Below are 24,239 nucleotides of genomic sequence, written 5' to 3'. Positions count from 1 at the left end.
GCCGCAGAACGGATCTTCCGCCTGGCAGACTGGAGGACGTGACCAGTGATCCATCCGTTCCCGGCGACAGCCCCTTTCGCACCGAGCCCTCGACGCGCGACGAGGCACCTCAGTTCGTCCTGCCCCTCGTCGTCCGCATCGAGCGGGCCGCTCCCCCGCCGCGCACGGACGCCCTGGAGACCGCCGCCCGCGCGGTGCTGGTCATGCTGAGCGACGAGCGGTCCCTCGGCGAAGGCGAGTGGGCCGAGGCCATGCGGGACTGGCAGGACGCCCGTATCCGCAAGGTGGTGCGGCGGGCTCGCGGCGCCGAGTGGCGGCGCGCGGAAGGGCTGCCGGGCATCACGGTCACCGGCAAGTCGGCCGAGGTGCGGGTGTTCCCGCCCGTGCCGTTGGACGGGTGGCCCAAGGAGCTGGCGAAGCTCCAGGTGTCCGGGACCGACCTCGACGATCCGGAGCCGCCCGTGGACGCCGACCCGTCGGCGCCCGTGCTCTGGCTGAACCCCGACCTCGACATGTCGGCCGGCAAGGCGATGGCGCAGGCGGGGCACGCGGCGCAGCTCGCCTGGTGGGAGCTGTCGGACGAGGAGCGGGACGCCTGGCGCGACGCGGGGTTCCCGCTCGCCGTACGGCCCGCGCGGACGGAGCGCTGGGCCGGACTGACGGCCAGTGGGCTGCCGTTGGTGCGTGACGCGGGGTTCACGGAGATCGCGCCCGGGTCGTGCACGGTCGTCGCCGATCATCCGGCGCTGCGGTAGGCCTCCGGCTTGTTTGAACATCCCCGGCGGCCCGCGCGTACGACCTCGTAGTGACCGTACGCGGGGCGCGGGGCGTGAGTCCCAACCTCAAATGTTGCTCTGAAGGTGCCGCCCGCGGGGTTCGGGCGGGACCTGCGGGGCCATACCCCCGGCACGTCCGGCACGTCCGAGGAGACAGGACAGCGGGGTACGGAAGCGGCCGAGGAGGGGACGATGGAGCGACTGGGCAAGCGACTGGGCACGGGAATCGGATGGCGTCCGGAGATCGCGGACGCCGTGGAGCGCATGCCGGGCATCGACTGGGTCGAGACGGTCGCCGAGAACGTCTGCCCCGGACACCTCCCGGAGTCCCTGGTACGGCTGCGGAAGCGCGGGGTGACCGTGATCCCGCACGGCGTCTCACTGGGCCTCGGCGGCGCGGACCGACCCGACGCCGAGCGGCTCGCCGCGCTCGCCGAGCGGGTGGAGGCGCTGGGATCGCCGCTGGTCACCGAGCACATCGCGTTCGTACGGGCGGGCGGTCCGCTGACGGCGTCCCCGCGCCTGGAGGCGGGGCATCTCCTGCCGGTCCCCCGCACCCGGGACGCCCTCGACGTACTGTGCGAGAACGTCCGTATCGCACAGGACGCCCTGCCCGTGCCGCTCGCCGTGGAGAACATCGCCGCGCTGATCTCGTGGCCGGGCGAGGAGATGACCGAGGGGCAGTTCCTGTACGAGCTCGCCGACCGCACCGGGGTACGGCTCCTCATCGACGTGGCCAACCTGCACACCAACCACGTCAACCGGGGCGAGGATCCGGCCAAGGCGCTCGCCGAGTTGCCACTGGAAGCCATCGCGTACGTCCATGTCGCCGGCGGCTTCGAACGCGACGGCGTCTGGCACGACAGCCACGCCCACCCGGTCCCCCAGCCGGTCCTCGACATCCTGACCGACCTCGCCTCCCGCGTATCCCCACCGGGGGTCCTGCTGGAACGCGACGAGAACTTCCCCGAACCGGCCGAGCTGGAGCGGGAGTTGGGGGCGATTCGGGGGGCTATGGAGAAGGGGGACGCTGAGAGGGGGGTGTCTGCGGGGGTGGGCGCCGAGAGCGGGGCGTCTGCGGAGGGGGCGATTGGGGGTGGGCCGACTGCGGGTGGGCCGACTGCGGGAGGGCTGACCGCGGGTGAGCCGACTGTGGGAGCGTCGACCGCGGGTGAGCCGACCGCGGGAGCGTCGACTGCGGGCGAACCGACCGCGGGTGAGCCGACCGCGGGTGAGCCGACCGCAGGCGAGCCGACCGCGGGCGAGCCGACCGCGGGTGAGCCGACTGCGGGAGCGTCGACTGCGGGTGGGCCGACCGCAGGTGAGCCGACAGCCGGAGCGTCGACTGCGGGAGGGCGGACCGCGGGCGGGCCGTCCGGGGGGAGGTCAGCCGCGGAGGTGGTTCGCTCGGGAGAGGCTTCCGGGGAGGGGGCGTTCGCGGGCGGGGGGTCGTCGGCGGAGGCCTTTGGGGGGTCGGCGCCTGCAGAGGGGGCCTCGCGGGAGGCGGCGCGGGAGCAGAAGCAGGCTCGCTCGGAAGGAGCGCCCAGGGAGAAGGCACTCATGGGCGGGGCGTCGGCGACGGAAACGGCCGAGGGCTCGGCGCCCGCGGAGGGCGCCCCGCCCGAGGCAGCGCGGCAGCAGGAGACGGCTCGCTCGGAAGGAGCGCCCAGGAAGAGGGAATTCGCGGGCGGGGCGTCGGCGACGAAGACGGCCGAAGGCTCGGCGCCCACGGAGGGTGCCTCAGAGGAAGCCGCGCGCGAGCAGGAGTCGGCACGTAAGGCGGACGCCGTGCGCGAGCCGGCGGGGGCCGCGGCCGGGGCATCCGTCGACCCCGCCCGGCAGCGCCTCGCCCTCGCGCAGGCCGCGCTGCTGTCCGCGCTCGTCGCCGGTACGCCCGTGCCGGAGGGGTTCGACCGGGTGCGGCTCGGCGTGCAGGCGCGGGCGCTCGCCGGGAAGCGGGCGGACGTCGTGGCGAAGGTCGCGCCGGAGTTGCCGGTGATCCTCGGGGCCGGGTATCGGCGGGCGTTCCTCGCGTACAGCCACGGGCACCCGATGACCGACGGTTATCGGCGTGACGCGCTGGACTTCGCCGGGTATCTGCTGGCCGAGGGTCGACTCGGGGACCCGCGGGTACGGGCGGAGGTACGGGAGTGGTGGCTGGAGCGGTCGGGACCGAGGCCACGGTCACGGCGGCCGGGGGTGCGGCTGGCCCGGGCCACGCGGCGAGTGCTGTTGCGGCGGTGAGCGGGCTACGGCCGGCGCGACGGACGTGACCGGGGCCGGGGGCCGAGGGCCGGGGGCGGGGGCCGAGGGCGGGGGCCGGGCCGAGGGCCGGGGGTGCGGCTGGCCCGGGCCACGCGGCGAGTGCTGCTGCGGCGGTGAGCGGGCTACGGCCGGCGCGGGACGGACGTGACCGGGGCCGGGGCCCGGGGGCCGGGCCGGGGGCCGAGGGCCGGGCTGGCGATCCACGGAGCTGGGGGCTCGACGGGAGCCCGACGGGATCGGGGAACTGAGGCGGCCGGGCCACCGACGAGGCCAGGAGCTCGGGGCAGCCGGGAAATTGAGGCGGCCGAGAAACTGGGCTGGGGACGCACCGAGTCGGGGAACCACCGAGCCGGGGGCCCGACGGGGCGAGGGAACCACCGAGCCGGGGCCCGACGGGGCGGAGGCCCGACAGGACCGGGCTACTGAGGCGGCCGGGCCACCGACGAGCCAGGAGATTGAGGCGGCCCGGTGGCCGGGAAACGGGGCTGGGGGACCCACCGAGCGGGGGCCCGACGAGACGGGGGAGACGAGGCAGCCGGGAAATTTAGGCAGCCTGGCGACCCGGCGGCGCGGAGGTGTCGCCGTAGCGGCGCGCAGCGGGCGGCGGAAGGCGTGCAGTTGGAGTCGAAGCGGCGCGCAGAGGGAGCCCGGCACGGCGCGCAGTGGGTCGCCCGGCACGGCGCGTGAGCTGTGCGCGGCGCAGCGGATCCCGTTGCTGAGCGGCCCCCACGCGATCCGCCCCGCACCCACAACCTGGCGACCCCGCCTACGCCAACTCCCGCTCCCCCGCTGGACGCCCCCGTCCCTCCCAGTGTGCCGGGGTTAACACCTCAGCCCGCGAGATGGCCGGCACACCCGTTTCATCCGGCTTTACCACCGTACGCCTCCCCCCTCTCCTCCCCCATTCGCCCGTAACCACCCCCGTTGCAACCATTCGCTCCGGTACGGCAGTTGGCGTAGACCCCGACGTACCCCGAAGTAATATGCCAATCCCATCCCCGAAGCGCACTAACGTGCGGTGCCGCAACAGGAGGCACCATGCGACCGCGACCGCGACCCCCCATCAACGGCCGAGGCATCTTCAGCGGCACCGGACTCATCATCACGGGCCTGACGGCGACACTGCTGGCGATGATCTTCCCGATCTGGTCGTACGAGGACCGGTCCGGGACCGGACTGGACGTATTCAACGCCGAGACCGTCTCGACCGGATACGGGCCGCTGTCCGCCCTCGACCGCGACTTCATCACGAAGGTCCGGCTGGCCGGACTGTGGGAGCTGCCGGCCGGCCGGCAGGCCCAGCAGAAGGGCGTCACACCGGCCGTACGGACCGCGGGGCAGCACCTGATCGAGGGGCACGCGTTCCTGGACGAGCGGGTGCGTGACGTCGCCGCCAAGCTCAGCCTGCAGTTGCCCAACGAGCCCACCGAGCAGCAACGGGAGTGGCTGGCTGCCCTGGACTCGGCCCAAGGCGTCGAGTACGACCGGCAGTTCGCCAACATCCTGCGGCTGGCGCACGGCAAGGTGTTCTCCGTCGTCGCCCAAGTGCGGGCCAGTACGCGCAACTCCCTCGTCCGCGAGCTCGCCGACGACGCCAACTCCACGGTGCTGGACCACATCACGGTCCTGGAGGCCACCGGTTACGTCGACTTCGACGCCCTGGTCCGGGACATGGTCGCCGACAGCACGCCTCCCCTGACCCCCTCCCCCGGCCCGCCCGGCCCCACCGCCGACCCCGCTCCGGCCGTCCCGATGACCCCGCCCCCGTCGCCGACGTACACCCTGCCGCCGGCCGCCACCAGCCCACGAGCGCCCGGCTCCTGAAATCCGGAACGTCACATCCCGGCAACTCTCCGTCCGCATTCTGAACAAGGCATGGCGTTCCACAGAGCCTTTGGCATAGAAACGCGGCATGTTCTGGGTCCTTCTCCTGCTGCTGGCCTGGGCCGTCGCCGGCACGGCGTGCACGCGGCTGTGTCTGGCCGCCGTACACGCCGCGGCCGCGGAAACGAAAGAGGCGACCGCAGGTCGGGGACACGATCTGACGCTGTACGAGGCCGCGTTCCTGTCCGGGGGCCCCCGGCGGGTCGCCGATCTGACCCTCGTCTCCATGGCGCGGCAACGGCGGCTGCTGCTCGCGCGCACCGGCTGGGCGACGGTCGTCGATCCGCGGGGCCGGGACGAGATGGAACGCTCGGTGATAGGGGCCATCGGGCCTCAGGGCCAGTCCCGGATCGAGCCGGTGCGGGACGCCGCGGCCGCCGCCGACGCGGTCGGCAGCCTCGCCGACCGGCTGGTCAGCGCGGGCCTCGCCGTGCCGGACGGGACGCGCAACGGGATCGCCGCCGCGATCCGGCAGGTGCAGCTCGCCGCGGTGGTCGTGCCGGCGCTGGGGGCGGTCGCCCTGCTGGCGCCGGCCCAGTCGGACATGCCGGCGCATCTGGTCGCCCTCTGGTTCGCGCTCCCCTTCGTGCTCACCCTGAGCTGCCTCGCCATCGCCCGCATCGAGATCCACCCCTACGCGCAATGGGCCTCCCCGGCGGGGCAGCGCCTGCTGAGCGGCCTGGTCCGGCGCTCCCGGGGCGGGGGCGACCGTACGTTCCTCACCTCCGTCGCCGTACGGGGCGTGCGTGCGATCGGCGAGCCGGACCTGCGTGCGGCCTTCACGCACCGCGAGCCGCACCATGAGGCATCGCGCTGGAGCGACTGACAGTTCGCGGCCTCGGTGACGCATAGGGGGCATTGACGCCGACACCGGCAGGGTGGTGCTTGCCTTCACCAACAGACAAACGAAATATCCCTTTTGTTGCTGCCGTGCTGCGAAGGGATACGCGATGAGAGCTGCCGCCCTCTACTCGGCCGCCGGGGCCATGCTCCTGACGGCCCTCTCCGCCGCCCCGGCCGGCAGCACCGGGGCCGCCGTCCCGGGCGCGGACGAGCGGCGCGGCACGGCGGTGGCCGTGGCGCGCGCCAAGGCGGCAGGCCTCACCTTCGGAAGCTGCCCGAAGAAGCAGGAGCTGCCGGGCCACGTGAAGTGCGGCACGGTGTCCGTCCCGCTCGACTACGCGCATCCCGATGGCAAGCAGATCAAGCTCACCGTCAGCCGGGTGCGGGCCACCCACAAGGACCCGCACAACAGCAAGCGCCGCGTGCCGAGCCAGGGTGCCCTGGTCTACAACCCAGGCGGACCGGGCGCCTCCAGCCTGCACTTCCCGCTGATCGGCGTCCTGCCCGCGTGGAAGCGACTGGCGGGCGCGTACGACCTCGTCGGCTACGCCCCGCGCGGAGTGGGACCTTCCGCACCGCTGTCCTGCCAGGACCCCAAGCACTCCCTCAAGGGGCCCACGCAGGCGCCGACGTACCCCTCGGAGGCGTACAAGAAGGAGCGCATCGCCCGCGCGAAGGCCTACGCCCGCGGCTGCGCCCAGCGCACGGGCAGCGCACTCAGGCACTACAACTCCCTCAACAACGCCCGTGACCTGGACGTCCTGCGCGCCGCGCTGGGCCAGGAGAAGCTGACGTTCATGGGCGCGTCGTACGGCACCTACTTCGGCGCGGTGTACGCGACCCTGTTCCCGTCGCACGTACGGCGGATGGTGTTCGACTCGGCTGTGAACCCCGACCCCGCGCAGGTCTGGTACCGCAACAACCTCGCCCAGTCGGCCGCGTTCGAAGGGCGGTGGGAGGACTTCCGGGAGTGGGTCGCCAAGCACCACGACGTCTACGGGCTCGGTGACACCGCCGAGGAGGTGATGCGCAATTACGACAAGGTGCGGGCGCGGCTGGCCGTGGAGCCGGCGGGCGGGAAGATCGGGACGGGACAGTTGCAGGAGGCGTTCCTGCAGGCCGGGTACTACGACGACTACTGGCCCGCGCGGGCGCAGGCGCTGTCGGCGTATCTGAAGGGCGACCCGAAGCCGCTGGTCGAGCTGGCCGCACCGGTGACGGAGGCGGCGGCAGAGGACGAGAACTCGAGCGCGGTGTACACGGCCGTGGAGTGCAACGACGCGCCTTGGCCGACGGACTGGGCGGTCTGGGACCGGGACAACACGCGGCTCGCGCGCGTGGCACCGTTCGAGACCTGGGACAACGTGTGGATGAACCTGCCGTGCGCCTACTGGCAGGCGCCCCGGCAGGAGCCCCTCGATGTGCGGACCGGGCCGGGTGAGGTGCCGCCGATTCTGATCCTGGCCGCCGAGCGGGACGCGGCCACGCCGTACGAGGGGGCGGTGGAGATGCACCGGCGCCTGGCGGGCTCGGTCCTGGTGACCGAACGGGACGCCGGCACGCACGGCATCGCGTACGGCCCGAACGCCTGCGTCAACGGCCACCTCGACGCCTACCTGCTGGAGGGCCGCCTCCCGGCTCGACGGGCGGCGTGCGAGGGGCACCCCGAGCCGAAGCCGGAGCGCCCGGGCGACCCCGAGGCCAAGAAGCTGCGCCGGCAGACCGACACGAACCCGGGCGGCCGGCCCCAGCATGCCGCGGCCGCCCGGCTACCGCACTGATCAGGCGAGTCCGGCCACCGGCTCCGCCACCGACCTCCGGCGCCGGTGCTGCATCTTCCGGGGGGGGCGTCTGATTGCCGCTGCGCGGCGGGCCGGACCCCGGCCGCCCCCGCCTCACCGCACCAGGTCAGGCGAGCCCCGCCACCAACTCCGCCACCGACTTCCTGCGCCCGGTGAAGAACGGCACCTCTTCGCGGACGTGCATCCGGGCCTCGGAAGCCCGCAGGTGGCGCATGAGGTCGACGATGCGGTAGAGCTCGTCGGCCTCGAAGGCCAGGAGCCACTCGTAGTCGCCCAGCGAGAACGAGGCGACCGTGTTGGCGCGCACGTCCGGGTAGCCGCGGGCCATCTTGCCGTGGTCGGCGAGCATGCGGCGGCGGTCCTCGTCGGGCAGCAGGTACCAGTCGTAGGAGCGCACGAAGGGGTACACGCTGACGTAGTTGCGCGGCGTCTCGTCGGCGAGGAACGCCGGGATGTGCGAGCGGTTGAACTCGGCGGGACGGTGCAGCGCCATGTTCGACCAGACCGGCTCCAGGGCGCGGCCCAGCTTGGTGCGGCGGAAGAGGTTGTACGCCTCCTGCAGCTGGTCGCTGGTCTCGGCGTGCCACCAGATCATGAGATCGGCGTCGGCGCGCAGACCGGACACGTCGTAGGTGCCGCGGATCGTCACGTCCTTGGCGGCGAGCTGGTCGAACAGCTCCTGGACCTCGTCGGCGTAGCCCGCGCGGTCCTCGGGGAGCACGTCCTTCAGCTTGAAGACGGACCAGAGGGTGTAGCGGATGACCTCGTTGAGGTCCTTGGCCAGCTTGCCCTTGTTCGGGATCCTGCCGGACTCGGTGGTGGGGGCGTCGTCACTCATGTCCCCTATTCTCCCGCTCCGCCGTGCAGACTCTGCACCGGGTTCGCGGTGAGCTCCTCCACACCGCTCAGGTCACCATGGATCTGGTCCACCGCGGCATACGCGCTCGCGATGCACGCCGGGATGCCCACGCCGTCGTACTGCGCGCCGCACACGGCGAGGCCCGGCACCTTGGCGACGTGCTCCCGGATGCGGGCCACGCGCGCGTGGTGCCCGACCGGGTACTGGGGCAGACCGTCGGTCCAGCGGGTGACGCGGGTTTCGAGGGGGGTGGCGGCGAGGCCCGTCGCCGCCTCGAGGTCGCGGAGCGAGACGTCGACGAGACGGTCGTCGTCGCGCTCGAGGATCTCCGTCTCGCCGTACCGCCCGACGGAGGTGCGCAGGACGACCACGTCCGGGTTCTCGTCGGCGATCCAGCCCCACTTCTGGGAGGCGAACGTGGAGGCCTTGATGGTGCGCCCGTCGACCGGCGGCACGAGGAAGCCGCTGCCGGCGGGGAGGTCGGTGTCGGCGCGGCGGTAGGCGAGGGTGACCAGGGCCATGGAGGCGTACTCGATGCCGGCCAGCTCGGCGGCGGCCTCGGGGGCCTCGGCGCGCAGGAGGGCGGCGGCGGCCGGAGCGGGTACGGCGACCACGACCGCGTCGGCGTGCAGCACCCGGTCACCGGCGACGACACGCCACCCGGCGGCCGCCTCGCGACTCAGCTCCGTCACCGGCGCCCCGGTCACGATCTCGCCGCCCCGGGCGCGCACCGACTCCGCGACGGCGAGCGGGAGTTGGCCCACGCCGCCCTCGATGCCCATGAACACCGGCCCGGTCTGCTGGTTGGCCGCGGCCTTGGCCTGGATCTCGCGGACCGCCTCGGTCAGGGAGTCGTGCGTCCGCGCGGCCTGGTAGAGCTGCGGGACCGCCGAGCGCATCGAGATGCGGTACGCGTCGCCCGCGTAGACGCCGCCCAGCAGGGGTTCGACCAGGCGGTCGACGACCTCGCGGCCGAGGCGTGCCGCCACGTACTCACCGACCGCCACGTCGTCCCCGACCTCGGTGCGCGGTAGGTCGGCGTCGCGCTCGATGCGGGCCAGGCCCTCGTCGGACAGGACCCCGGAGAGGGCGGACGCGGTGCCGGGGACGCCCATCACATGCCCCTTGGGCATGGGGCGCAGGGCGCCGCGGGTCCAGATCGAGGCCGTTGAGGTGGCGGGCGGCTGGAGGCGGTCGGCGAGGCCCACCTCGCGGGCGAGGGCGACGGCCTCGGGGCGGCGGGCCAGCATCGACTCGGCACCGAGGTCCACGCGCACGCCCGCGATCTCGCCGGGCAGGAGCTTGCCGCCGACCCGGTCCGACGCCTCCAGGACGGTCACCTGCCGGCCGGCGTCCAGCAGCCGGTGGGCTGCGGCGAGCCCGGCGATTCCGCCTCCGATGACGACGACCCGGCCCGTACCCGTACGAGTCTCCACTTCGCGCATGTCCACAGCCTCTCAGACCCCACTGACAGTCCGTCCCGGCCCCGGTGTCCTTCACGAGTCCCGACCGTGACCGCATCGGGACCGTTCCCCGCCAACGTCCCGCCCCCTCCGGGCGTCGAAGAAGCGTCAGTCGTCACGACGACCCTCGGGGGTACGCCCACATGCGCGCACGACGATCCACACGATCGGTACGACCCGTTCAGGCCCTCGCCGGCCTCTTGCTGGCGACGGCCCTGGCGCTCACCGGCTGCAGCGCCTCGGACGACTCGGGCGGCAGCACCGCCGCCGGGGACGAGGCCGCGCAGGCGGAGTCCCAGGGGGACGCGAAGTCGGGCGCCAAGGAGGGCGCCCCGGGCGGCTACGGCTCCGACGCCGACAAGGCCACCGCGCCGCCCAAGGTCACCGCGAGCCACATCATCCGTACCGCCTCGCTGACCGTGCAGGTCAAGGACGTACCGAAGGCCCTGGACGAGGCCCGCACCACCACCGAGAACGCGGGCGGCTACGTCGGCAACGAGACCACCACCCGGGACGAGGAGGGCCACGAGCACACCCGCGTCGTCCTGCGCGTGCCCGTCGACCGGTACGCCGAGGTCCTCGCGGAACTGGAGGGCGCGGGCAAGCTGATCGAGCGCAGCGCCAAGGCGCAGGACGTCACCGACCAAGTCGTCGACGTGGAGAGCCGCATCAAGTCGCAGCGCGCCAGCGTGGCCCGGATCCGTGAGCTGATGGACCAGGCGACGAAGCTCAGCGACGTGGTGACGCTGGAGGGCGAGCTGAGCACCCGCCAGGCCGACCTGGAGGCGCTGCTCGCCCAGCAGGCGTCCCTGAAGGACCGCACCAGCCTGGCCACCATCACCCTGTCGCTGTCCGAGACGCCGGTGAAGAAGGTCGCGAAGGACGACGATCCCGGCTTCCTGGACGCGCTCGCGGGCGGCTGGAACGCGTTCGTGACGATGCTGCGCTGGCTCGCGGTGGCGGTCGGCGCCGTGCTGCCCTTCGCCGCGGTGGCGGCGCTGATCGTCCTGCTGTGGCTGAAGGTCCTGCGGCCCCGGCTGCCGCGCCGCCCGGCCACGGCGCCCGCGACGACGGCCCTGGGCCCGCTGCCGACGGCCTACCCGGCACCCGGGCCCACGCGCGCGGGGGACGAGCGCGGCGAACAGGGCGGCGAGCAGGACTGAAATGCCCGGCCCTCGTAGCGTGTTCGCATGAACATGAGCGCTGCGAGGGGTGTGCGGGGTACACGAGAGCGACTGGTCGTGATCGGAGGCGATGCCGCGGGGATGTCCGCGGCATCGCAGGCGCGGCGCCTGAGGAGCGCCGAGGAGCTGGAGATCGTGGCGTTCGAACGCGGCCACTTCACCTCCTACTCGGCCTGCGGCATCCCGTACTGGGTGGGCGGCGACGTCCCCGACCGCGACCAGCTGATCGCCCGTGCACCCGAGGAGCACCGCGCGCGGGACATCGACCTGCGCATGCGGACGGAGGTCGTAGAGATCGACGTGGCCGGCGGCCGGGTACGCGCGCGTGACGTCGATTCCGGCGCCGAGTCCTGGACGTCGTACGACAAACTCGTCATCGCGACCGGCGCCCGCCCGATCCGCCCGGACATGCCGGGCGTCGACGCCCCCGGCGTGCACGGTGTGCAGACCCTCGACGACGGCCAGGCCCTCATCGACACGCTGGCACGCACGCGTGGCCGACGCGCGGTCGTGGTCGGCGCCGGCTACATCGGCGTCGAGATGGCCGAGGCCCTCATCAACCGCGGCTACGAGGTGACCGTCGTCAACCGCGGCAGCGAGCCCATGTCCACGCTCGACCCGGACATGGGCCGCCTGGTGCACGAGGCCATGGAGGGCCTGGGCATCACCATGGTCAACGACGCCGAGGTCACCAAGATCCTCACGGGCGAGGACGGCCGCGTCCGCGCAGTGGCCACGGAGGAGGCCGAATACCCGGCGGACGTGGTCGTCCTGGGCATCGGCGTACGCCCGGAGACGACGCTCGCGCGAGCGGCCGGCCTCCCCCTCGGCAACCACGACGGCCTGCTCACCGACCTGGCGATGCGCGTGCGCGGTCACGAGAACATCTGGGCGGGCGGCGACTGCGTGGAGGTCCTCGACCTGGTCTCCGGCCAGGAGCGCCACATCGCCCTCGGCACCCACGCCAACAAACACGGCCAGGTCATCGGCACGAACGCCGCCGGCGGCTACGCCACGTTCCCCGGCGTGGTCGGCACGGCCGTCAGCAAGGTCTGCGACCTGGAGATCGCCCGCACGGGCCTGCGCGAGAAGGACGCGCGCAGGGCGGGCCTGCAGTTCGTGACGGCGACGATCGAGTCCACGAGCCGCGCCGGCTACTACCCGAGCGCGTCGGCGATGACGGTCAAGATGCTCGCCGAACGCCGAACGGGCCGCCTGCTCGGCGTACAGATCGTCGGGAGGGAGGGCGCGGGCAAGAGGGTGGACATCGCGGCGGTGGCGTTGACGGCGGGGATGACGGTGGAGCAGATGGTGTCCCTGGACCTGGGATACGCGCCCCCGTTCTCGCCGGTGTGGGACCCGGTGCTGGTGGCGGCCAGGAAGGCGACAAAGGCGGTAAACGCCGGACACTCATGACGAGGGGCGCGGCCAACGCCCTCAGGGGCGCGGGGAACCGCGCGACCAGCCACAGACGGCCTGGAGTCGCCGAAGTACCCGCACCCCTACGGCGTTCAGGCGGATCCGTTGATCCTCTCAATGGCCTGCCGAGCCTGCTCAGTCGGCGGCCGAGAGGGCAACGACGACACGGACGCACTCACACTCGGCGGCATCGCGGCAGCGGGCTGCTCCCCCGCCGGCTTCGCATGCGCAGCCCCCCGCACGGAGCGCAACCGATGACTCACCGCCTCATCGAGGGTCACCGGCCGCTGCATCTGCGAAGCAAGCCGCCCGGCCTCCTGACCCAGCCGGGCCACGTCTTCCCAAGGCAGCCGCACCACCACGGAGATCTCGGCCTCCCCGTCGGGCAACGCGTGCATCGGAGGAGTAACTCGGTCGTTCATCGCCTGTTCCTCACGTAGTCCCCGCGACCCGCCTTCCCCGTGCCGCGGGCGGTTGAGAACAGATACGCGCGCCCGAGCGACGGCGTTCACCGATTCGCCGGACGTATCCCGGGCAGAAAACCCTCGTGGTCATACCCGTCCATGACGTGAACCCGGTGCGCCGCACGCCCTGGGTGACATACGCGCTGATCGCCGCCAATGTCTACGTGTTTCTGTCCACGCCCGGCATCGCCGGCTCCGTGGCCGGTGAGAGCAGCCTGGCGCAGCTGTGCCATCTGCACGCGTTCCTGGACCACTACGCGGCGGTGCCGAGGGAATTGATCCACGACCAGCTGCCGAGAATGGTTCCCACGGGCGAGGTCGCCGTGGGCGCCCAGGGCCCCGGCTGTGTGATCGGCGCGCCGGAGTACGACAAGTCCCCGGTGCTGTCCGTCTTCACCGCGATGTTCCTGCACGGCAGCTGGCTGCATCTGCTGGGCAACATGCTCTTCCTGCTGATCTTCGGCAACAACATCGAGGACCGCATGGGCCATGTGCGGTACCTGCTCTTCTACGTCGCCTGCGGCTACGCGGCGTCGTACGGCTTCGCGCTCCTCAACGACGACTCCGCCGACCCGCTGATCGGCGCGTCCGGGGCCATCGCGGGCGTACTGGGCGCCTATCTGGTGCTGTATCCGAAGGCCAGGGTGTGGGTCCTCGTCCCGTTCCTGATCTTCCTGCCGCTGCGGCTGCCGGCCTGGCTGGTGCTGGGCTTCTGGTTCGTGCTGCAGGCGGTGTACTCGAACGGCGAGGGCGTCTCCGACGCGGGCACGGTGGCGTACGCGGCGCACATCGTGGGCTTCCTGGCCGGCATGGCGCTCGCCTATCCGCTCAAGCCGGGGACGCCGCCGCCACCGGAGCCGCGCGGTCTGCTGTTCGGCAGGAGGGCGCGGCCCCACACGTGGTGAGCGCTGCTACCGGGCCGTCTGCGTGTGGACGTACTCGACGAGCCGGGTCAGCGCGTCCGGGTCGGTGGACGGCATGACGCCGTGGCCGAGGTTGAAGACATGGCCTTCCAGGCCCGCCGCGGCGTCGAGGACCTCGCGGGTCTTGGCTTCGACCGCCTCGGGGGTGGTGAACAGGACGGTCGGGTCGAGGTTGCCCTGGAGCGCCTTGCCGGGGCCGACCCGGCGGGCGGCCTCGTCCAGCGGGACGCGCCAGTCGACGCCGACGACGTCCGCGCCGGCCTCGCCCATGAGCTTCAGCAACTCACCGGTGCCGACGCCGAAGTGGATGCGCGGGACGCCGTACCCGGCTACCGCCTGGAAGACCTTGGCCGAGTGGGGCATCACCGAGCGCCGGTAGTCGGCGGGGGCGAGGGAGCCGACCCAGGAGTCGAAGAGCTGGACCGCGGAGGCGCCGGCCTCGATCTGGACCTTGAGGAAGGCGGCCGTGATGTCGGCGAGGCGGTCGAGCAGGTCGGCCCAGAGCTCGGGGTCGCCGTACATCATCGCCTTGGCGTTCTCGTACGTGCGGGACGGGCCGCCCTCTACGAGGTAGCTCGCAAGGGTGAAAGGTGCCCCCGCGAAACCGATGAGGGGGGTCGAGCCCAGCTCGCGCGTCAGCAGGCCGATGGCCTCGGTGACGTACGAGACGTCCTCGGGGGTGAGATCGCGCAGCTGGGCGAGGTCGGCGCGGGTGCGGATCGGCTTCTCGACGACCGGGCCGACGCCGGGCTTGATGTCGAGGTCGATACCGATGGCCTTGAGCGGGACGACGATGTCGCTGAAGTAGATCGCCGCGTCCACGCCGTGCCGGCGCACGGGCTGCAGGGTGATCTCGGTGACCAGCTCGGGCCGCATGCACGACTCGAGCATCGGGATGCCCTCGCGCACCTTGCGGTACTCCGGCAGGGAGCGCCCGGCCTGCCGCATGAACCACACGGGCGTGTGCGGCACGGGTTCACGCCTGCACGCCTTGAGGAAGGCTGAATCCTTGACTGCGTCGGGCGTGGCTGGCGGCGGCGTCTGGTTGGCACTCACGGGGGCAAGTCTCGCACGGCCGCGCAGGGCCCGGCGTCGGGGTTGCCGTGTTGTCCGGGTGTCTCTCCCTGCACGAAGCCCCCGTTCCCCTTAATCTTCCCGGCATGGCTGCGGCTCAGGAACGACTGTCGGACGGCGCTGGCGGAATGGACGCAAAGGACGCCAAGGAGGGCGACTTGGACGGGAGCAGTACGGCTCCGACGCCCTTCCGGGCCGCCGTCGACGCGCTCAGGGCCGCGCGGCTGCGGCCGCAGATCGAGGTCGAGCAGACGAAGGCGCCCCAGCGCCTGGCTCCGTACGCGTACGCGCTGGAGGCCGCCGTCGTCGACGGTGACCAGGACCTGGCCGACGGCCGCCTGGTGCTGCTGCACGATCCCGCGGGGCACGACGCCTGGCGGGGTGCCTTCCGGCTGGTGACCCTGGTGCGGGCGGAGCTGGAGCCGGAGATGGCCGCCGACCCGCTGCTGCCCGACGTGTGCTGGTCCTGGCTGACCGGTGCGCTCCAGGCGCGCGGGCTGTCGTACGGCGAACCGAGCGGCACCGTCACGCGCGCGAGTTCCCACTACTTCGGTGGCCTGGCCGAGCGCCCGGCGGCCTCACAGATCGAGATCCGTGCCTCCTGGACGCCCCGCGAGGGCCTGGGCGGGGTTCCGGACACCGCGGCCCACCTGGCGTCCTGGTGCGACCTGCTGGCCCAGGTCGCGGGTCTGCCCCCGGCGGGCCCGGGCGACGCGTCGGTGGTGACGCTGCCGCAGCGTCGCGATCCGCAGTCCCGCTGACCGCCACCTGCTCGAACCGTGCGGCGGCCGAACCGCCACACACTTGACCATCACTTTGTCGATACGGCCACTTTCGGTCAGGAATCGACCTTGATCGAACCGATTCAATCGCCGAACGATCGACCATGTGTCTGAATTGCCCCGATTGTTACTCACTAAATCGTGATCTTTCCCTAAAGGGCCATGGGTTTGGTGCCGAAGACGACTGTGACCTTGAAAGCCGTCCCCGCACCCAGGAGGCCTGGTGTCCGTTCTCCTCGAGCAGCCCGCAAGCCTGGTCGCCTACCGCCCGAACAAGCCGACCGCCATGGTGGTCGTGGCCGATCCACGCGTCCGCTCCACCGTCACCCGCCACCTCTGGGCGCTCGGTGTGCGCGATGTCATCGAGGCCTCGTCCATCGCGGAGGCTCGTCCCCGCATCGGCAACCCCCGCGACATCTGTGTCGCCGACGTCCACCTGCCCGACGGCTCCGGCCTCACCCTCCTGTCGGAGACCCGCGCCGCGGGCTGGCCCAACGGCCTCGCCCTGTCCGCCGCCGACGACATCGGAGCCGTCCGCAACGCCCTCGCCGGCGGTGTGAAGGGTTACGTCGTCACCGGCACCCGCACCAACGTCGGGCTCCCCACCCGGCCTGGTGCCGCCCCCATCGGCGCCGCCGCCGCCCGTATGCACCGTCGCCACCCGGGTGCCCCGAGCCACCCGGGCGGCTACCGCGAGCTGTCCGGTCGCGAGGTCGAGGTGCTGCGGCTGGTGGCGGAGGGCCAGTCGAACAAGGCGATCGGCGTCTCGATGGGCCTGTCCGCCCTGACCGTCAAGAGCCACCTCGCCCGGATCGCCCGCAAGCTGGGCACCGGTGACCGCGCCGGCATGGTCGCCGTGGCCCTGCGAACCGGCATCATCCACTGACATCCGCCCACGACATCCACCGCCACCGACTGAGCCTCGCCGCACCCCATTCGAACACTTGATCATTCCCTGACGTGAACGGGATCGGCCGCTGATCCCGCCCGCGTCCCCCATCTGTCGTGGACCGGACCTTTCAGCCGACCGACTGGTTTACGACCCTCAGGCGCCCGCCGACGGAACGTTCCGTCGGCGGGCGCTGTCCATGCGGTGCCGTTCCAAGTGAAGATCACTAGCGGGGGCTCCTACTTCCCCCCGTACACGAGCCAGAGCACGCCGGCGAAGAACCCGCCCATTACCAGCAGCACCCCGCCCATGACAGGCAGCGCGACCCGACGCGGATATTCCTTGTCGCCGACGACCAGCGTGAACTTCTTGTCACTCAGCCCGTGTTCGGCGATGCTGCGCCCGCCCGTCCACTTCTCTGCCAAAACGTCCCCTCTCCGGTGATATGGCGCCCCTCACCCGCACAGCCACCTGCGGGCCGGGGGCTCCGGCTCGGTTCAGCCTAGGGACGCCACGGGGCTGCCACCTGGGCGGACGCGTGGGAAGTGTGTGATCACGAGGTGCGGATTGTGATGGAGCGCCAGGGGGGTGAGCCCGGAGAGAGGCCTCGGGGGATGCTGGCACCATGAGTGGATTGGAAGCAGTCCTGTTCCTCCTGTGGTGCGGCGCCCTCACGACGCTCGTCGTGTGGCTGCAACGGCGCAAGGCCCGCAAGAAGCGCGAGGAACAAGAGGCGTACGTGCAGCTGCAGTCGTTCGCCGAGAGCCGCGGGTGGACATTCGAGGAGTTGGCACCGAGCCTCGTCGACGCGTACCAGGGGTCCGAGCCGCTCCCGCTCAAGGCCAGCGGCATCCCGGGGGACAACGTCGTCAGTGGCACGCACCGCGGATTCGGCTTCCGCGCCTTCGAGTACCGCTACTACAACAGCGACATCGACACGAACACGACGAACGTCGTCGTCCACTCCGTCTGGGCCCTGAACCTGGGCGTGGAGGTTCCGGACCTGCGCGTCTACCGAGACGGCTGGCTCGACACCATCCAGCGGGGACGGGCCATGAAGGTGGGAATCCCGCAGCTCGACGAGGACTTCCACATCGTCTCCCGCGACGAGGAGCGCGCCCGGCCCATTGTGCTCGGCGGCCTGGCGGAGTTCCTCACGTCCGACCCTCGCGCCTTGGAGCTGCCGCTCCGCCTCCACGACGGTCAGCTGATCACCTGGCGCGAGGGGACCGCGCTGCGGAGTGAGACGTTCGAAGAGCCCCTTGAGTATCTCGCCGATGCCGTCGGCCACTTGGGAATCATGTCGCCCGTCCGGCCTCCGCAGGCGCCGTAGCACCCGCCCCTCCTGAGGCACACGATTCGATCGCACTATGAAGCTTCCCGGTAGGGATCATGGTGATGGCCAGGGGCGGTGACGCTGCGTCCTTGCTGGTGAGAGACCCTGTCGACGTTCTCAACAATCAGGGTGCGGACGTGCGTTCGCACCCTCTCGGACGTAGAGGGGGGAGCGGATGGGCCAGTTCGATGTCGAGCCATCCGAGCTGCGGTCGGCTGCCAAGAAGATCAAGGACTCCGTGGGCAAGAGCGACAAGGTGAAGCTCGACGAACTCGGGGACTCCAGCGGCGACTTCGGCCACGGCGACGCGGCCAAGGAGTTCGGCCTGCTGATGGCCACCTGGATGGAGGCCATCAAGAGCCCGATGAAGGAGGACGGGGAGAACTCGGCGGAGAAGCTGGACGAGAACGCCGCGTCCTACGAGCGCTCCGAGCGGGAGTCCCAGAACCACTTCGCCGGGCCCGCGGTCGCCGGCCAGAGCTACTGACGGGGAAGCAATGGCGGCACAACTCGGCTCCACCCAGGACCCGCGCGAACTGATCCCGGGAAACCCGTCGAAGCTCACAGACGACGCGGACAAGCTCGACGGCCATGCGAAGACCCTCGACAGCATCGGGGACGAGCTCGGCTCCGTTCGCATTTCCAGCTGGCATGGACAGGCCAGCGACGCCTTCTGGGAGGACTTCTCGGGCCAGAAGCAGAAGTGGTACCGCGGCTCGGATTCCCTCAGCGCGGCCGCCGGGGCACTGCGGGCCTACGCCAGGGCCCTCACGTGGGCCCAGGGGCAGGCGGAAGACGCCATCCGGCTGTACGAAGGGGGCGACGAGAGCGGCGGTGAGCAACTGCTGGAGGCAGCGCGCGCCCACGTCCAGGCGGAGGGCGACACGGCGGCCAACAAGTTCAAGGCGCAGGGTGGCGAGGGTGACAACGCGCCCGACTGGCTCTTCTGGGCCTCCGAAGCGGCGCAGGACAACACAGGCGCGACGTCCAAGCAGGTCTTCGAGCTGGAACGGGCACGCGACCCACGGACCATCGGGGCCTGGGGCGACCACAAGAACATGACGCAGCAGCAGCGGGAAGCGCTGCGCGAGGGCAAGGGACCGGGCGTCACCGTGGCCGGCCCTTCCGTCACCGCCGACGCCAAGGTCTGGGGCGCCGAGGCCAAGGGCCGCGGTGATTTCGCGGGCGGCGAGGTCTCCGGCAAGGCCGGCGTCAACCTCCTCGGCGTCGATGCCTCCGCCGGGGTGGGCCTCGTGGACGGGAACGCCACCGCACAGGCATCCGGCAAGGCCTATCTCGCCCAGGCCGCGGCCGAAGGCAAGTACTCGGCCGGTCTGTTCGAGGCCTCCGGCAAGGGCGAGGCGTACGTGGGCGCCGAGGCCGGCGTCAAGGGCTCCATCGGCACGGACGGCGTCCACGTCGGCGGCGAGGCCTTCGTCGGTGCCAAGGCCGCCAGTGAGGCGCACGCCTCCGTCGCCGGTGTCGGCGTCGGTGGCACGGCGGAGGCGTGGGCCGGCGCCGGTGCCGAGGCCCACTTCGACGCCGGCATGAAGGACGGCAAGTTCGTCATCGGCGGCGACCTGGGCGTCGCCGTCGGCGTCGGCGGCAAGCTCGGCGGCCAGATCGAGATCGACCCGGGCAAGATCACCGACGCGGCCGGCGACGCGGTCGACGCGGTCGGGGACTGGTTCGACTGACCCGCCCCGGGGAGCCCCGCCCGGGGCTCCCCGCCGTCGTCTCTCCCCCACCGCTTCCCGTACCGTCAGAACCCGTACCGCAAGGAGTTGATCCACCATGCCGGGCACACTTCCGGTCCCGCTCACCATCGAGCTCCCGCAGGGCTGGCAGTCGGCACCCCCGGACGAGGTCGGCGCCCCGCACGCCGCCTTCGTCGCCCTGCACATGGCCTCCCGGGGCCAGGGCTTCATGCCGAACATCACGGTCACCGGCCACACCCTCGAGGGCCCGTCGAGCCTGCACGGCCTCGCCGAGGAGTCGGTGCGGCGGCTGCGCGAGAACGTCGGCGCCGTCGACATCGTCAAGCGCACCGAGGTGGGCACCTCGCCGGCGCCGGGCCTCATCGACGCCCCGGGGATCGTGCAGAACCTGCGCATCCAGGCCACCGTCAACGGGCAGCCGATGGAGCTCGCGCAGAGCCAGTTCATCCTGGTGCTGGAGAACGCGCAGCGGCGCAGTGAACGCGCCGAGATCGAGATCGCGCTGACGGCGAGGACGAGCCAGCTCCAAGAAGTCCTCGAGGACTTCCAGGCCTTCCTCTCCACCCTCCGCCCGGCCACCGCCAACCCGGAAGGGTAGGGGCCGTCCGACCAATCCCGTCCGCCCGGAGGGCGGGCGGGGAGGCATCGCGGACGCAGCGTCACGGGAACCTGAGCCACGGCTACCCGGTGGTGGAGATGGGCCGCTTTCGGCGGATTACGGCCATCTGCGGGGCACATCGAGGGCACGCGTGGCCGAGAAGCACCGGTAAGCCGCGAGAAACGACGAGACGTGTTTCCGCAGGTCAGCGCCAACGTGTCCAGAACCCGCAGGTCAGACGCTCATCGTTACGGATACCCTTGACATGTGACCGACGCCCAAGAGACCGCAGCAGACAGTTCACTGCGAACCACCGGAGGCGCCCCTCCGGACGACGGCGGATCTTCTGTTACGGAGGCGCCGATCCCTTTGCTGGAGCCCCGCGAGGGCATCCCGCCCGTGATCGCCGACGAGGCCGCGCTCGTCGAGGTGATCGCCGCCTTCACCGCGGGCTCCGGCCCTGTCGCCGTCGACGCCGAACGCGCGTCCGGCTACCGATACGGCCAGCGCGCCTATCTCGTGCAGCTGCGCCGCGAGGGCGCGGGCTCCGCACTGATCGACCCCGTGGCATGCCCCGATTTGTCCGGGCTCGGCGAGGCGCTCTCCGGCGTGGAGTGGGTGCTGCACGCGGCCACCCAGGACCTGCCCTGTCTGCGCGAGATAGGCATGGTGCCGACCCGGCTCTTCGACACCGAGCTGGCCGGGCGGCTCGCCGGGTTCCCCCGGGTCGGCCTCGGCGCGATGGTCGAGAGCGTGCTCGGGTTCGTCCTGGAGAAGGGGCACTCGGCCGTCGACTGGTCGACCCGCCCGCTGCCCGAGCCGTGGCTGCGGTACGCGACGCTCGACGTCGAGCTCCTCGTCGATCTGCGCGACGCGCTGGAGAAGGAGCTGGACCGGCAGGGGAAGCTGGAATGGGCGCGCCAGGAGTTCGACGCGATTGCGGCTGCGCCGCCTGCCGAGCCGCGTAAGGATCCGTGGCGGCGTACGTCCGGGATGCACAAGGTGCGCAGGCGTCGGCAGCTCGCTGTCGTTCGGGAGCTGTGGCAGACGCGGGACCGGATCGCTCAGAAGCGGGATGTGTCGCCGGGCAAGGTGCTGAGTGACGCGGCCATTGTGGAGGCCGCGCTCTCCTTGCCGGCGAATGTGCATGCCCTGGCCGGGCTCAATGGGTTCGGGCATCGGATGGGGCGGCGGCAGCTGGAGCAGTGGCAGACTGCGGTGGATCGCGCGAAGGCGTTGACCGACGCGCAGTTGCCCGCCCCTGGGCAGCCGGTGACGGGACCTCCGCCGCCGCGGGCCTGGGCCGACAAGGACCCCGCTGCGGCGGCTCGGCTCTCTGCGGCTCGGGCCGCGGTTTCTGCGCTGGCCGAGCAGCTCAACATGCCTCAGGAGAACTTGATTGCGCCGGATACGGTGCGGCGGGTTTGTTGGGAGCCGCCGAAGGTTGTCGACGCGGAGGCTGTTGCGGAGGTGCTGGCTGGTCATGGGGCCCGGCCTTGGCAGGTTGAGCAGGTCACGCCGGTTCTGGTTGCTGCCTTGTCCGCCTAGGCGCTGTCCGAGGGATCATGTGACCGCCCCGTGCCTGGGTCGTTCCTGTGGGCATGGGGCGGGGCGATCTGACTGATGTCGAGTGGGAACGGTTGCGGCCGTTCCTGCCGGTGAGCAATGGACGTTGTGGCCGATGGCGGGATCACCGACAGGTGATCGATGGGATCTTGCATCGGGTGCGAACCGGAGTGCAGTGACGGGATCTCCCCGAGCGGTTCGGCCCCCTGGAAGACCGTCTATGAACGCCACCGACTGCGGTCGGCCGACGGGACGTGGGAGCGTCTGCTGCAGCAGGTCCAAGCCACTGCCGACGTCGCGGGCGAGGTCGACTGGGCCATCTCGGCGGACTCCACCATCGTGCGGGCCCATCAGCACGCGGCCGGTGCCAGGACGGATCCGCCGCCGGTGCCCGCGTCAAAGGGGGCCGAAGCGGCAGAACACCAGGGCGAAACACCGTGGCAATGCCTGCTCGTCCGGCTGGTGGAGGTGGTGCAGGAGGTGAGGGCCTGGGCCGCTCGCGGGGCGGGTTCACCAGCAAACTCCACCTGAGCGCGGACGGCCGTTGCCGCCCGCTGTCCCTGGTCGTCACTGGCGGACAGCGGGCGGACTGCACCCAGTTCCAGACGGTGCCGGCAAAGGCCCGCGTTCCGCGGGTCGGTCCGGGCCGGCCTCGCACGAAGCCCGACAGCGTGGCGGCCGATGAGGGATACAGCAACGGCCCGTGCCGCGAGTACCTGCGGTGCCGGGGCATCCAGCACACGATCCCGGAGAAGTCCGACAGCCAGGCCGCCCGCCTGCGCAAAGGCTCGCGCGGCGGACGGCCACCAGGCTTCGACGAAGAGCGGTACAAGAAGCGCAACACCGTCGAACGAGCGATCAACAGGTTGAAGCAGTCCCGGGCCGTAGCCACGCGCTATGACAAGCGCGGCTACGTCTTCCTTGGCACCGCCACAGCAGCTGCCCTTGTCATCTGGCTCCGAACATGACCGCTCGGACAGGGTTCACGGTGTGCCGCCGCCCTTGCGGTTACCACCGGCGAGCTGACCCACCATCATGATGATGAGGCCGGCAAGGAGAATCGCGGCGCCGATCAGCGTTCCCGACGGCCGAGCACCGGAATCGCTGATCATCAACCCGAAAACCAGCTGCCAGCACAGCGCAAAGGCCACCACCAGCTGACCCCAGCCATAGATCCGCGGTGCGCGAACATGGCGCCGGTTCATGGGAAGCACCCAGCCGCTGGTCACCGCCGCAACACCGGAGGCGGCGATGAGCAGCACCAACAGGACAAGGGGCACGGCGAGGTACAGCTTCACGGTTTCTCCCCTGGGTACCGGGCCCCACGCCCGACGACAGCGTGATCATGACACCCGCTGCATCGCACGTCTATAACTACGCAAACCCGGTGATCGGCCGGACAAGTCCTAGTCGCCGTAGGAGGGGTCTCTCGTACGGGGACTGCGGGTGATCTTTGGCTGGTCGCGTCCCACCCCTCGCCCGGCGGCTGGCCAGGGTGTTCGATGGTTGGCTCGTGGAGCGAGTGGTCATGCCGCGCGGTGGTGGGGCGCCAGGGTGGCGTCGATCTGGTCGCGGATGTCGGCGAGGACGGCTTCGTCACTCCGGTGCAGGTACAGGGTGGCGGTGGTGCTGATGTGGATGATCGCGGTGATCACCCGCGCCAGCGTCGCCGCGTCGGCGGCATCGATGTACTCGTCGCGGGTGAGCAGGCCGGTGATGCCGTCCTCGAGGCGGCCGGCAAGGGCTAGACCCGCTTGCCGGTAGGGCTCGGCCGGGTCGCCGAAGACGAGTTCGTGCAGGTATGTGCGGCCGTTCTCGGTGTGCTCCCTCAGGCACTCCACCACGGGACGGAGGAGAGCGACGACCGGCTCCAGTACGCCCTGACCGACGGCGGCGTTCGCGGCGGCGAGGCCGGAATCGATGGCGGCGGCGAACTTCTCGTTCTGCACCATGATCAGCAACTCGGCCTTCGTGGACGCGTACAGGTAAAGAGTGCCGATCGCGACGTCGGCCCGGTGGGCGATCTGCTGTGTCGTGACCCCGCTGACGCCGTGTTCGGCGAACAGTTCGCGGGCTGCGGTCATGATGCGCTCGCGCTTGGCCTGTTTGGCCCGCTCGCGGCGCCCGATCGGCATGTGGCCGCGTCCCATGGGACCTCCCTTGACAATAATTCTGAGTAGACTCATAGTTGAGTGTACTCGGGTTGTTGGAGTGAGGCGAGGCCCTAGGTGTCACGCCGAATTGGCCGATCTGGCCTCATGCCTGGATAAATAGGACGAAGACAAGGAGTGGCGCCCCATGCGAGCGTTCGTAGTCGCCAAGTACAAGGAGCCGCTGCAGGAGGCGGACGTCCCCGAACCCACCGTGGGGGAGCACGACGTGCTCGTCCGGGTG

Annotated in this window: 21 protein-coding genes and 3 pseudogenes; 17 read left to right on the top strand and 7 right to left on the bottom strand. The window is 71.4% G+C overall.

What is annotated here, in order from left to right; translation table 11 throughout:
- The first annotated feature begins 38 nt into the window (after positions 1-38).
- The 6 genes and pseudogenes from ACTMVF_RS12170 to ACTMVF_RS12145 all read left to right on the top strand — a co-directional run bounded on the left by ACTMVF_RS12170 (position 39) and on the right by ACTMVF_RS12145 (position 7,549).
- Positions 39-755, top strand: coding sequence for a peptidyl-tRNA hydrolase (locus ACTMVF_RS12170; protein WP_441270985.1), 717 nt, complete (start codon positions 39-41; stop codon positions 753-755).
- Between the two features lie 213 nt (positions 756-968).
- Positions 969-1,826: pseudogene (locus ACTMVF_RS12165) on the top strand (DUF692 domain-containing protein); the annotation flags it as partial.
- Positions 1,827-2,597: 771 nt separating this feature from the next.
- Positions 2,598-3,020, top strand: a pseudogene (locus ACTMVF_RS12160) (endonuclease); the annotation flags it as partial.
- Positions 3,021-4,079: 1,059 nt separating this feature from the next.
- The gene (locus ACTMVF_RS12155; RefSeq protein ID WP_441270984.1) at positions 4,080-4,865 is read left to right on the top strand and encodes a DUF4142 domain-containing protein; all 786 of its coding nucleotides are present in this window, start codon (positions 4,080-4,082) and stop codon (positions 4,863-4,865) included.
- Positions 4,866-4,953: 88 nt separating this feature from the next.
- A complete protein-coding gene (locus tag ACTMVF_RS12150; protein WP_441270983.1) occupies positions 4,954-5,751 on the top strand; it encodes a TIGR04222 domain-containing membrane protein in 798 nt (265 codons plus the stop codon).
- A 124-nt stretch (positions 5,752-5,875) separates the two neighbouring features.
- The gene (locus tag ACTMVF_RS12145; protein WP_441270982.1) at positions 5,876-7,549 is read left to right on the top strand and encodes an alpha/beta hydrolase; all 1,674 of its coding nucleotides are present in this window, start codon (positions 5,876-5,878) and stop codon (positions 7,547-7,549) included.
- 127 nt (positions 7,550-7,676) lie between these two features.
- Here ACTMVF_RS12145 and hemQ read toward each other — a convergent pair whose 3' ends face one another.
- Positions 7,677-8,408 carry a hydrogen peroxide-dependent heme synthase gene (gene hemQ / locus ACTMVF_RS12140; RefSeq protein ID WP_094222354.1) on the bottom strand — a complete coding sequence of 244 codons (732 nt, stop codon included), beginning with the start codon at positions 8,406-8,408 and terminating at the stop codon, positions 7,677-7,679.
- A 5-nt stretch (positions 8,409-8,413) separates the two neighbouring features.
- Positions 8,414-9,874 carry a protoporphyrinogen oxidase gene (gene hemG, locus ACTMVF_RS12135; RefSeq protein WP_441270981.1) on the bottom strand — a complete coding sequence of 487 codons (1,461 nt, stop codon included), beginning with the start codon at positions 9,872-9,874 and terminating at the stop codon, positions 8,414-8,416.
- 161 nt (positions 9,875-10,035) lie between these two features.
- On the opposite strand from hemG, the gene ACTMVF_RS12130 reads away from it, so the two are divergent.
- A complete protein-coding gene (locus ACTMVF_RS12130) occupies positions 10,036-11,055 on the top strand; it encodes a DUF4349 domain-containing protein (RefSeq protein WP_441270980.1) in 1,020 nt (339 codons plus the stop codon).
- A 27-nt stretch (positions 11,056-11,082) separates the two neighbouring features.
- Positions 11,083-12,492, top strand: coding sequence for an FAD-dependent oxidoreductase (locus ACTMVF_RS12125; protein WP_441270979.1), 1,410 nt, complete (start codon positions 11,083-11,085; stop codon positions 12,490-12,492).
- A 95-nt stretch (positions 12,493-12,587) separates the two neighbouring features.
- Here ACTMVF_RS12125 and ACTMVF_RS12120 read toward each other — a convergent pair whose 3' ends face one another.
- A complete protein-coding gene (locus tag ACTMVF_RS12120) occupies positions 12,588-12,917 on the bottom strand; it encodes a hypothetical protein (protein ID WP_441270978.1) in 330 nt (109 codons plus the stop codon).
- Positions 12,918-13,042: 125 nt separating this feature from the next.
- Between ACTMVF_RS12120 and ACTMVF_RS12115 the strand changes: the two genes are divergently transcribed.
- Positions 13,043-13,864 carry a rhomboid family intramembrane serine protease gene (locus tag ACTMVF_RS12115; RefSeq protein WP_441270977.1) on the top strand — a complete coding sequence of 274 codons (822 nt, stop codon included), beginning with the start codon at positions 13,043-13,045 and terminating at the stop codon, positions 13,862-13,864.
- 6 nt (positions 13,865-13,870) lie between these two features.
- Here ACTMVF_RS12115 and hemE read toward each other — a convergent pair whose 3' ends face one another.
- Positions 13,871-14,938: a uroporphyrinogen decarboxylase gene (gene hemE / locus ACTMVF_RS12110; RefSeq protein WP_441270976.1), complete on the bottom strand. Its 1,068-nt coding sequence runs from the start codon at positions 14,936-14,938 to the stop codon at positions 13,871-13,873.
- 104 nt (positions 14,939-15,042) lie between these two features.
- Here hemE and ACTMVF_RS12105 point away from each other — a divergent pair, with 104 nt between their 5' ends.
- Positions 15,043-15,717, top strand: coding sequence for a DUF3000 domain-containing protein (locus ACTMVF_RS12105; RefSeq protein ID WP_441270975.1), 675 nt, complete (start codon positions 15,043-15,045; stop codon positions 15,715-15,717).
- Positions 15,718-15,961: 244 nt separating this feature from the next.
- Positions 15,962-16,624, top strand: coding sequence for a response regulator transcription factor (locus ACTMVF_RS12100; RefSeq protein ID WP_003997051.1), 663 nt, complete (start codon positions 15,962-15,964; stop codon positions 16,622-16,624).
- A gap of 242 nt (positions 16,625-16,866) precedes the next feature.
- Here ACTMVF_RS12100 and ACTMVF_RS12095 read toward each other — a convergent pair whose 3' ends face one another.
- Positions 16,867-17,052 carry a hypothetical protein gene (locus ACTMVF_RS12095; protein WP_441270974.1) on the bottom strand — a complete coding sequence of 62 codons (186 nt, stop codon included), beginning with the start codon at positions 17,050-17,052 and terminating at the stop codon, positions 16,867-16,869.
- Between the two features lie 200 nt (positions 17,053-17,252).
- Here ACTMVF_RS12095 and ACTMVF_RS12090 point away from each other — a divergent pair, with 200 nt between their 5' ends.
- The 6 genes and pseudogenes from ACTMVF_RS12090 to ACTMVF_RS12065 all read left to right on the top strand — a co-directional run bounded on the left by ACTMVF_RS12090 (position 17,253) and on the right by ACTMVF_RS12065 (position 22,813).
- Complete coding sequence (locus ACTMVF_RS12090) at positions 17,253-17,960, top strand: hypothetical protein (protein ID WP_441270973.1); 708 nt, start codon at positions 17,253-17,255, stop codon at positions 17,958-17,960.
- Between the two features lie 178 nt (positions 17,961-18,138).
- Positions 18,139-18,450, top strand: a complete 312-nt coding sequence (locus ACTMVF_RS12085; protein WP_441270972.1) for a WXG100 family type VII secretion target — start codon at positions 18,139-18,141, stop codon at positions 18,448-18,450.
- A gap of 10 nt (positions 18,451-18,460) precedes the next feature.
- Positions 18,461-19,660 carry a putative T7SS-secreted protein gene (locus tag ACTMVF_RS12080; RefSeq protein ID WP_441270971.1) on the top strand — a complete coding sequence of 400 codons (1,200 nt, stop codon included), beginning with the start codon at positions 18,461-18,463 and terminating at the stop codon, positions 19,658-19,660.
- Between the two features lie 97 nt (positions 19,661-19,757).
- Entirely contained in the window at positions 19,758-20,279 is a 522-nt protein-coding gene (locus ACTMVF_RS12075; RefSeq protein WP_441270970.1) for a hypothetical protein, read from the top strand.
- A gap of 267 nt (positions 20,280-20,546) precedes the next feature.
- Entirely contained in the window at positions 20,547-21,827 is a 1,281-nt protein-coding gene (locus tag ACTMVF_RS12070) for an HRDC domain-containing protein (RefSeq protein ID WP_441270969.1), read from the top strand.
- 53 nt (positions 21,828-21,880) lie between these two features.
- A pseudogene (locus ACTMVF_RS12065) lies at positions 21,881-22,813 on the top strand (IS5 family transposase).
- A 15-nt stretch (positions 22,814-22,828) separates the two neighbouring features.
- Here ACTMVF_RS12065 and ACTMVF_RS12060 read toward each other — a convergent pair.
- Complete coding sequence (locus ACTMVF_RS12060; protein ID WP_441270968.1) at positions 22,829-23,143, bottom strand: hypothetical protein; 315 nt, start codon at positions 23,141-23,143, stop codon at positions 22,829-22,831.
- A 228-nt stretch (positions 23,144-23,371) separates the two neighbouring features.
- Positions 23,372-23,995 carry a TetR/AcrR family transcriptional regulator gene (locus ACTMVF_RS12055; RefSeq protein ID WP_441270967.1) on the bottom strand — a complete coding sequence of 208 codons (624 nt, stop codon included), beginning with the start codon at positions 23,993-23,995 and terminating at the stop codon, positions 23,372-23,374.
- Between the last annotated feature and the right edge of the window lie 244 nt (positions 23,996-24,239).

It is taken from the genome of Streptomyces sp. SD31 (assembly GCF_052068475.1).
Lineage (GTDB): Bacteria > Actinomycetota > Actinomycetes > Streptomycetales > Streptomycetaceae > Streptomyces.
Note: the sequence above shows the minus strand (reverse complement) of the source record. Positions and strands in the feature narration are given on the sequence as shown.

Coding starts and splice junctions, on each gene's coding strand:
- ACTMVF_RS12075 (WP_441270970.1), top strand. CDS start 19,758: ATGCCGGGCACACTTCCGGTCCCGCTCACCATCGAGCTCCCGCAGGGC.
- hemQ (WP_094222354.1), bottom strand. CDS start 8,408: ATGAGTGACGACGCCCCCACCACCGAGTCCGGCAGGATCCCGAACAAG.
- ACTMVF_RS12125 (WP_441270979.1), top strand. CDS start 11,083: ATGAACATGAGCGCTGCGAGGGGTGTGCGGGGTACACGAGAGCGACTG.
- ACTMVF_RS12145 (WP_441270982.1), top strand. CDS start 5,876: ATGAGAGCTGCCGCCCTCTACTCGGCCGCCGGGGCCATGCTCCTGACG.
- ACTMVF_RS12105 (WP_441270975.1), top strand. CDS start 15,043: ATGGCTGCGGCTCAGGAACGACTGTCGGACGGCGCTGGCGGAATGGAC.
- hemG (WP_441270981.1), bottom strand. CDS start 9,874: ATGCGCGAAGTGGAGACTCGTACGGGTACGGGCCGGGTCGTCGTCATC.
- ACTMVF_RS12130 (WP_441270980.1), top strand. CDS start 10,036: ATGCGCGCACGACGATCCACACGATCGGTACGACCCGTTCAGGCCCTC.
- ACTMVF_RS12090 (WP_441270973.1), top strand. CDS start 17,253: ATGAGTGGATTGGAAGCAGTCCTGTTCCTCCTGTGGTGCGGCGCCCTC.
- ACTMVF_RS12150 (WP_441270983.1), top strand. CDS start 4,954: ATGTTCTGGGTCCTTCTCCTGCTGCTGGCCTGGGCCGTCGCCGGCACG.
- ACTMVF_RS12155 (WP_441270984.1), top strand. CDS start 4,080: ATGCGACCGCGACCGCGACCCCCCATCAACGGCCGAGGCATCTTCAGC.
- ACTMVF_RS12120 (WP_441270978.1), bottom strand. CDS start 12,917: ATGAACGACCGAGTTACTCCTCCGATGCACGCGTTGCCCGACGGGGAG.
- ACTMVF_RS12055 (WP_441270967.1), bottom strand. CDS start 23,995: ATGGGACGCGGCCACATGCCGATCGGGCGCCGCGAGCGGGCCAAACAG.
- ACTMVF_RS12080 (WP_441270971.1), top strand. CDS start 18,461: ATGGCGGCACAACTCGGCTCCACCCAGGACCCGCGCGAACTGATCCCG.
- ACTMVF_RS12085 (WP_441270972.1), top strand. CDS start 18,139: ATGGGCCAGTTCGATGTCGAGCCATCCGAGCTGCGGTCGGCTGCCAAG.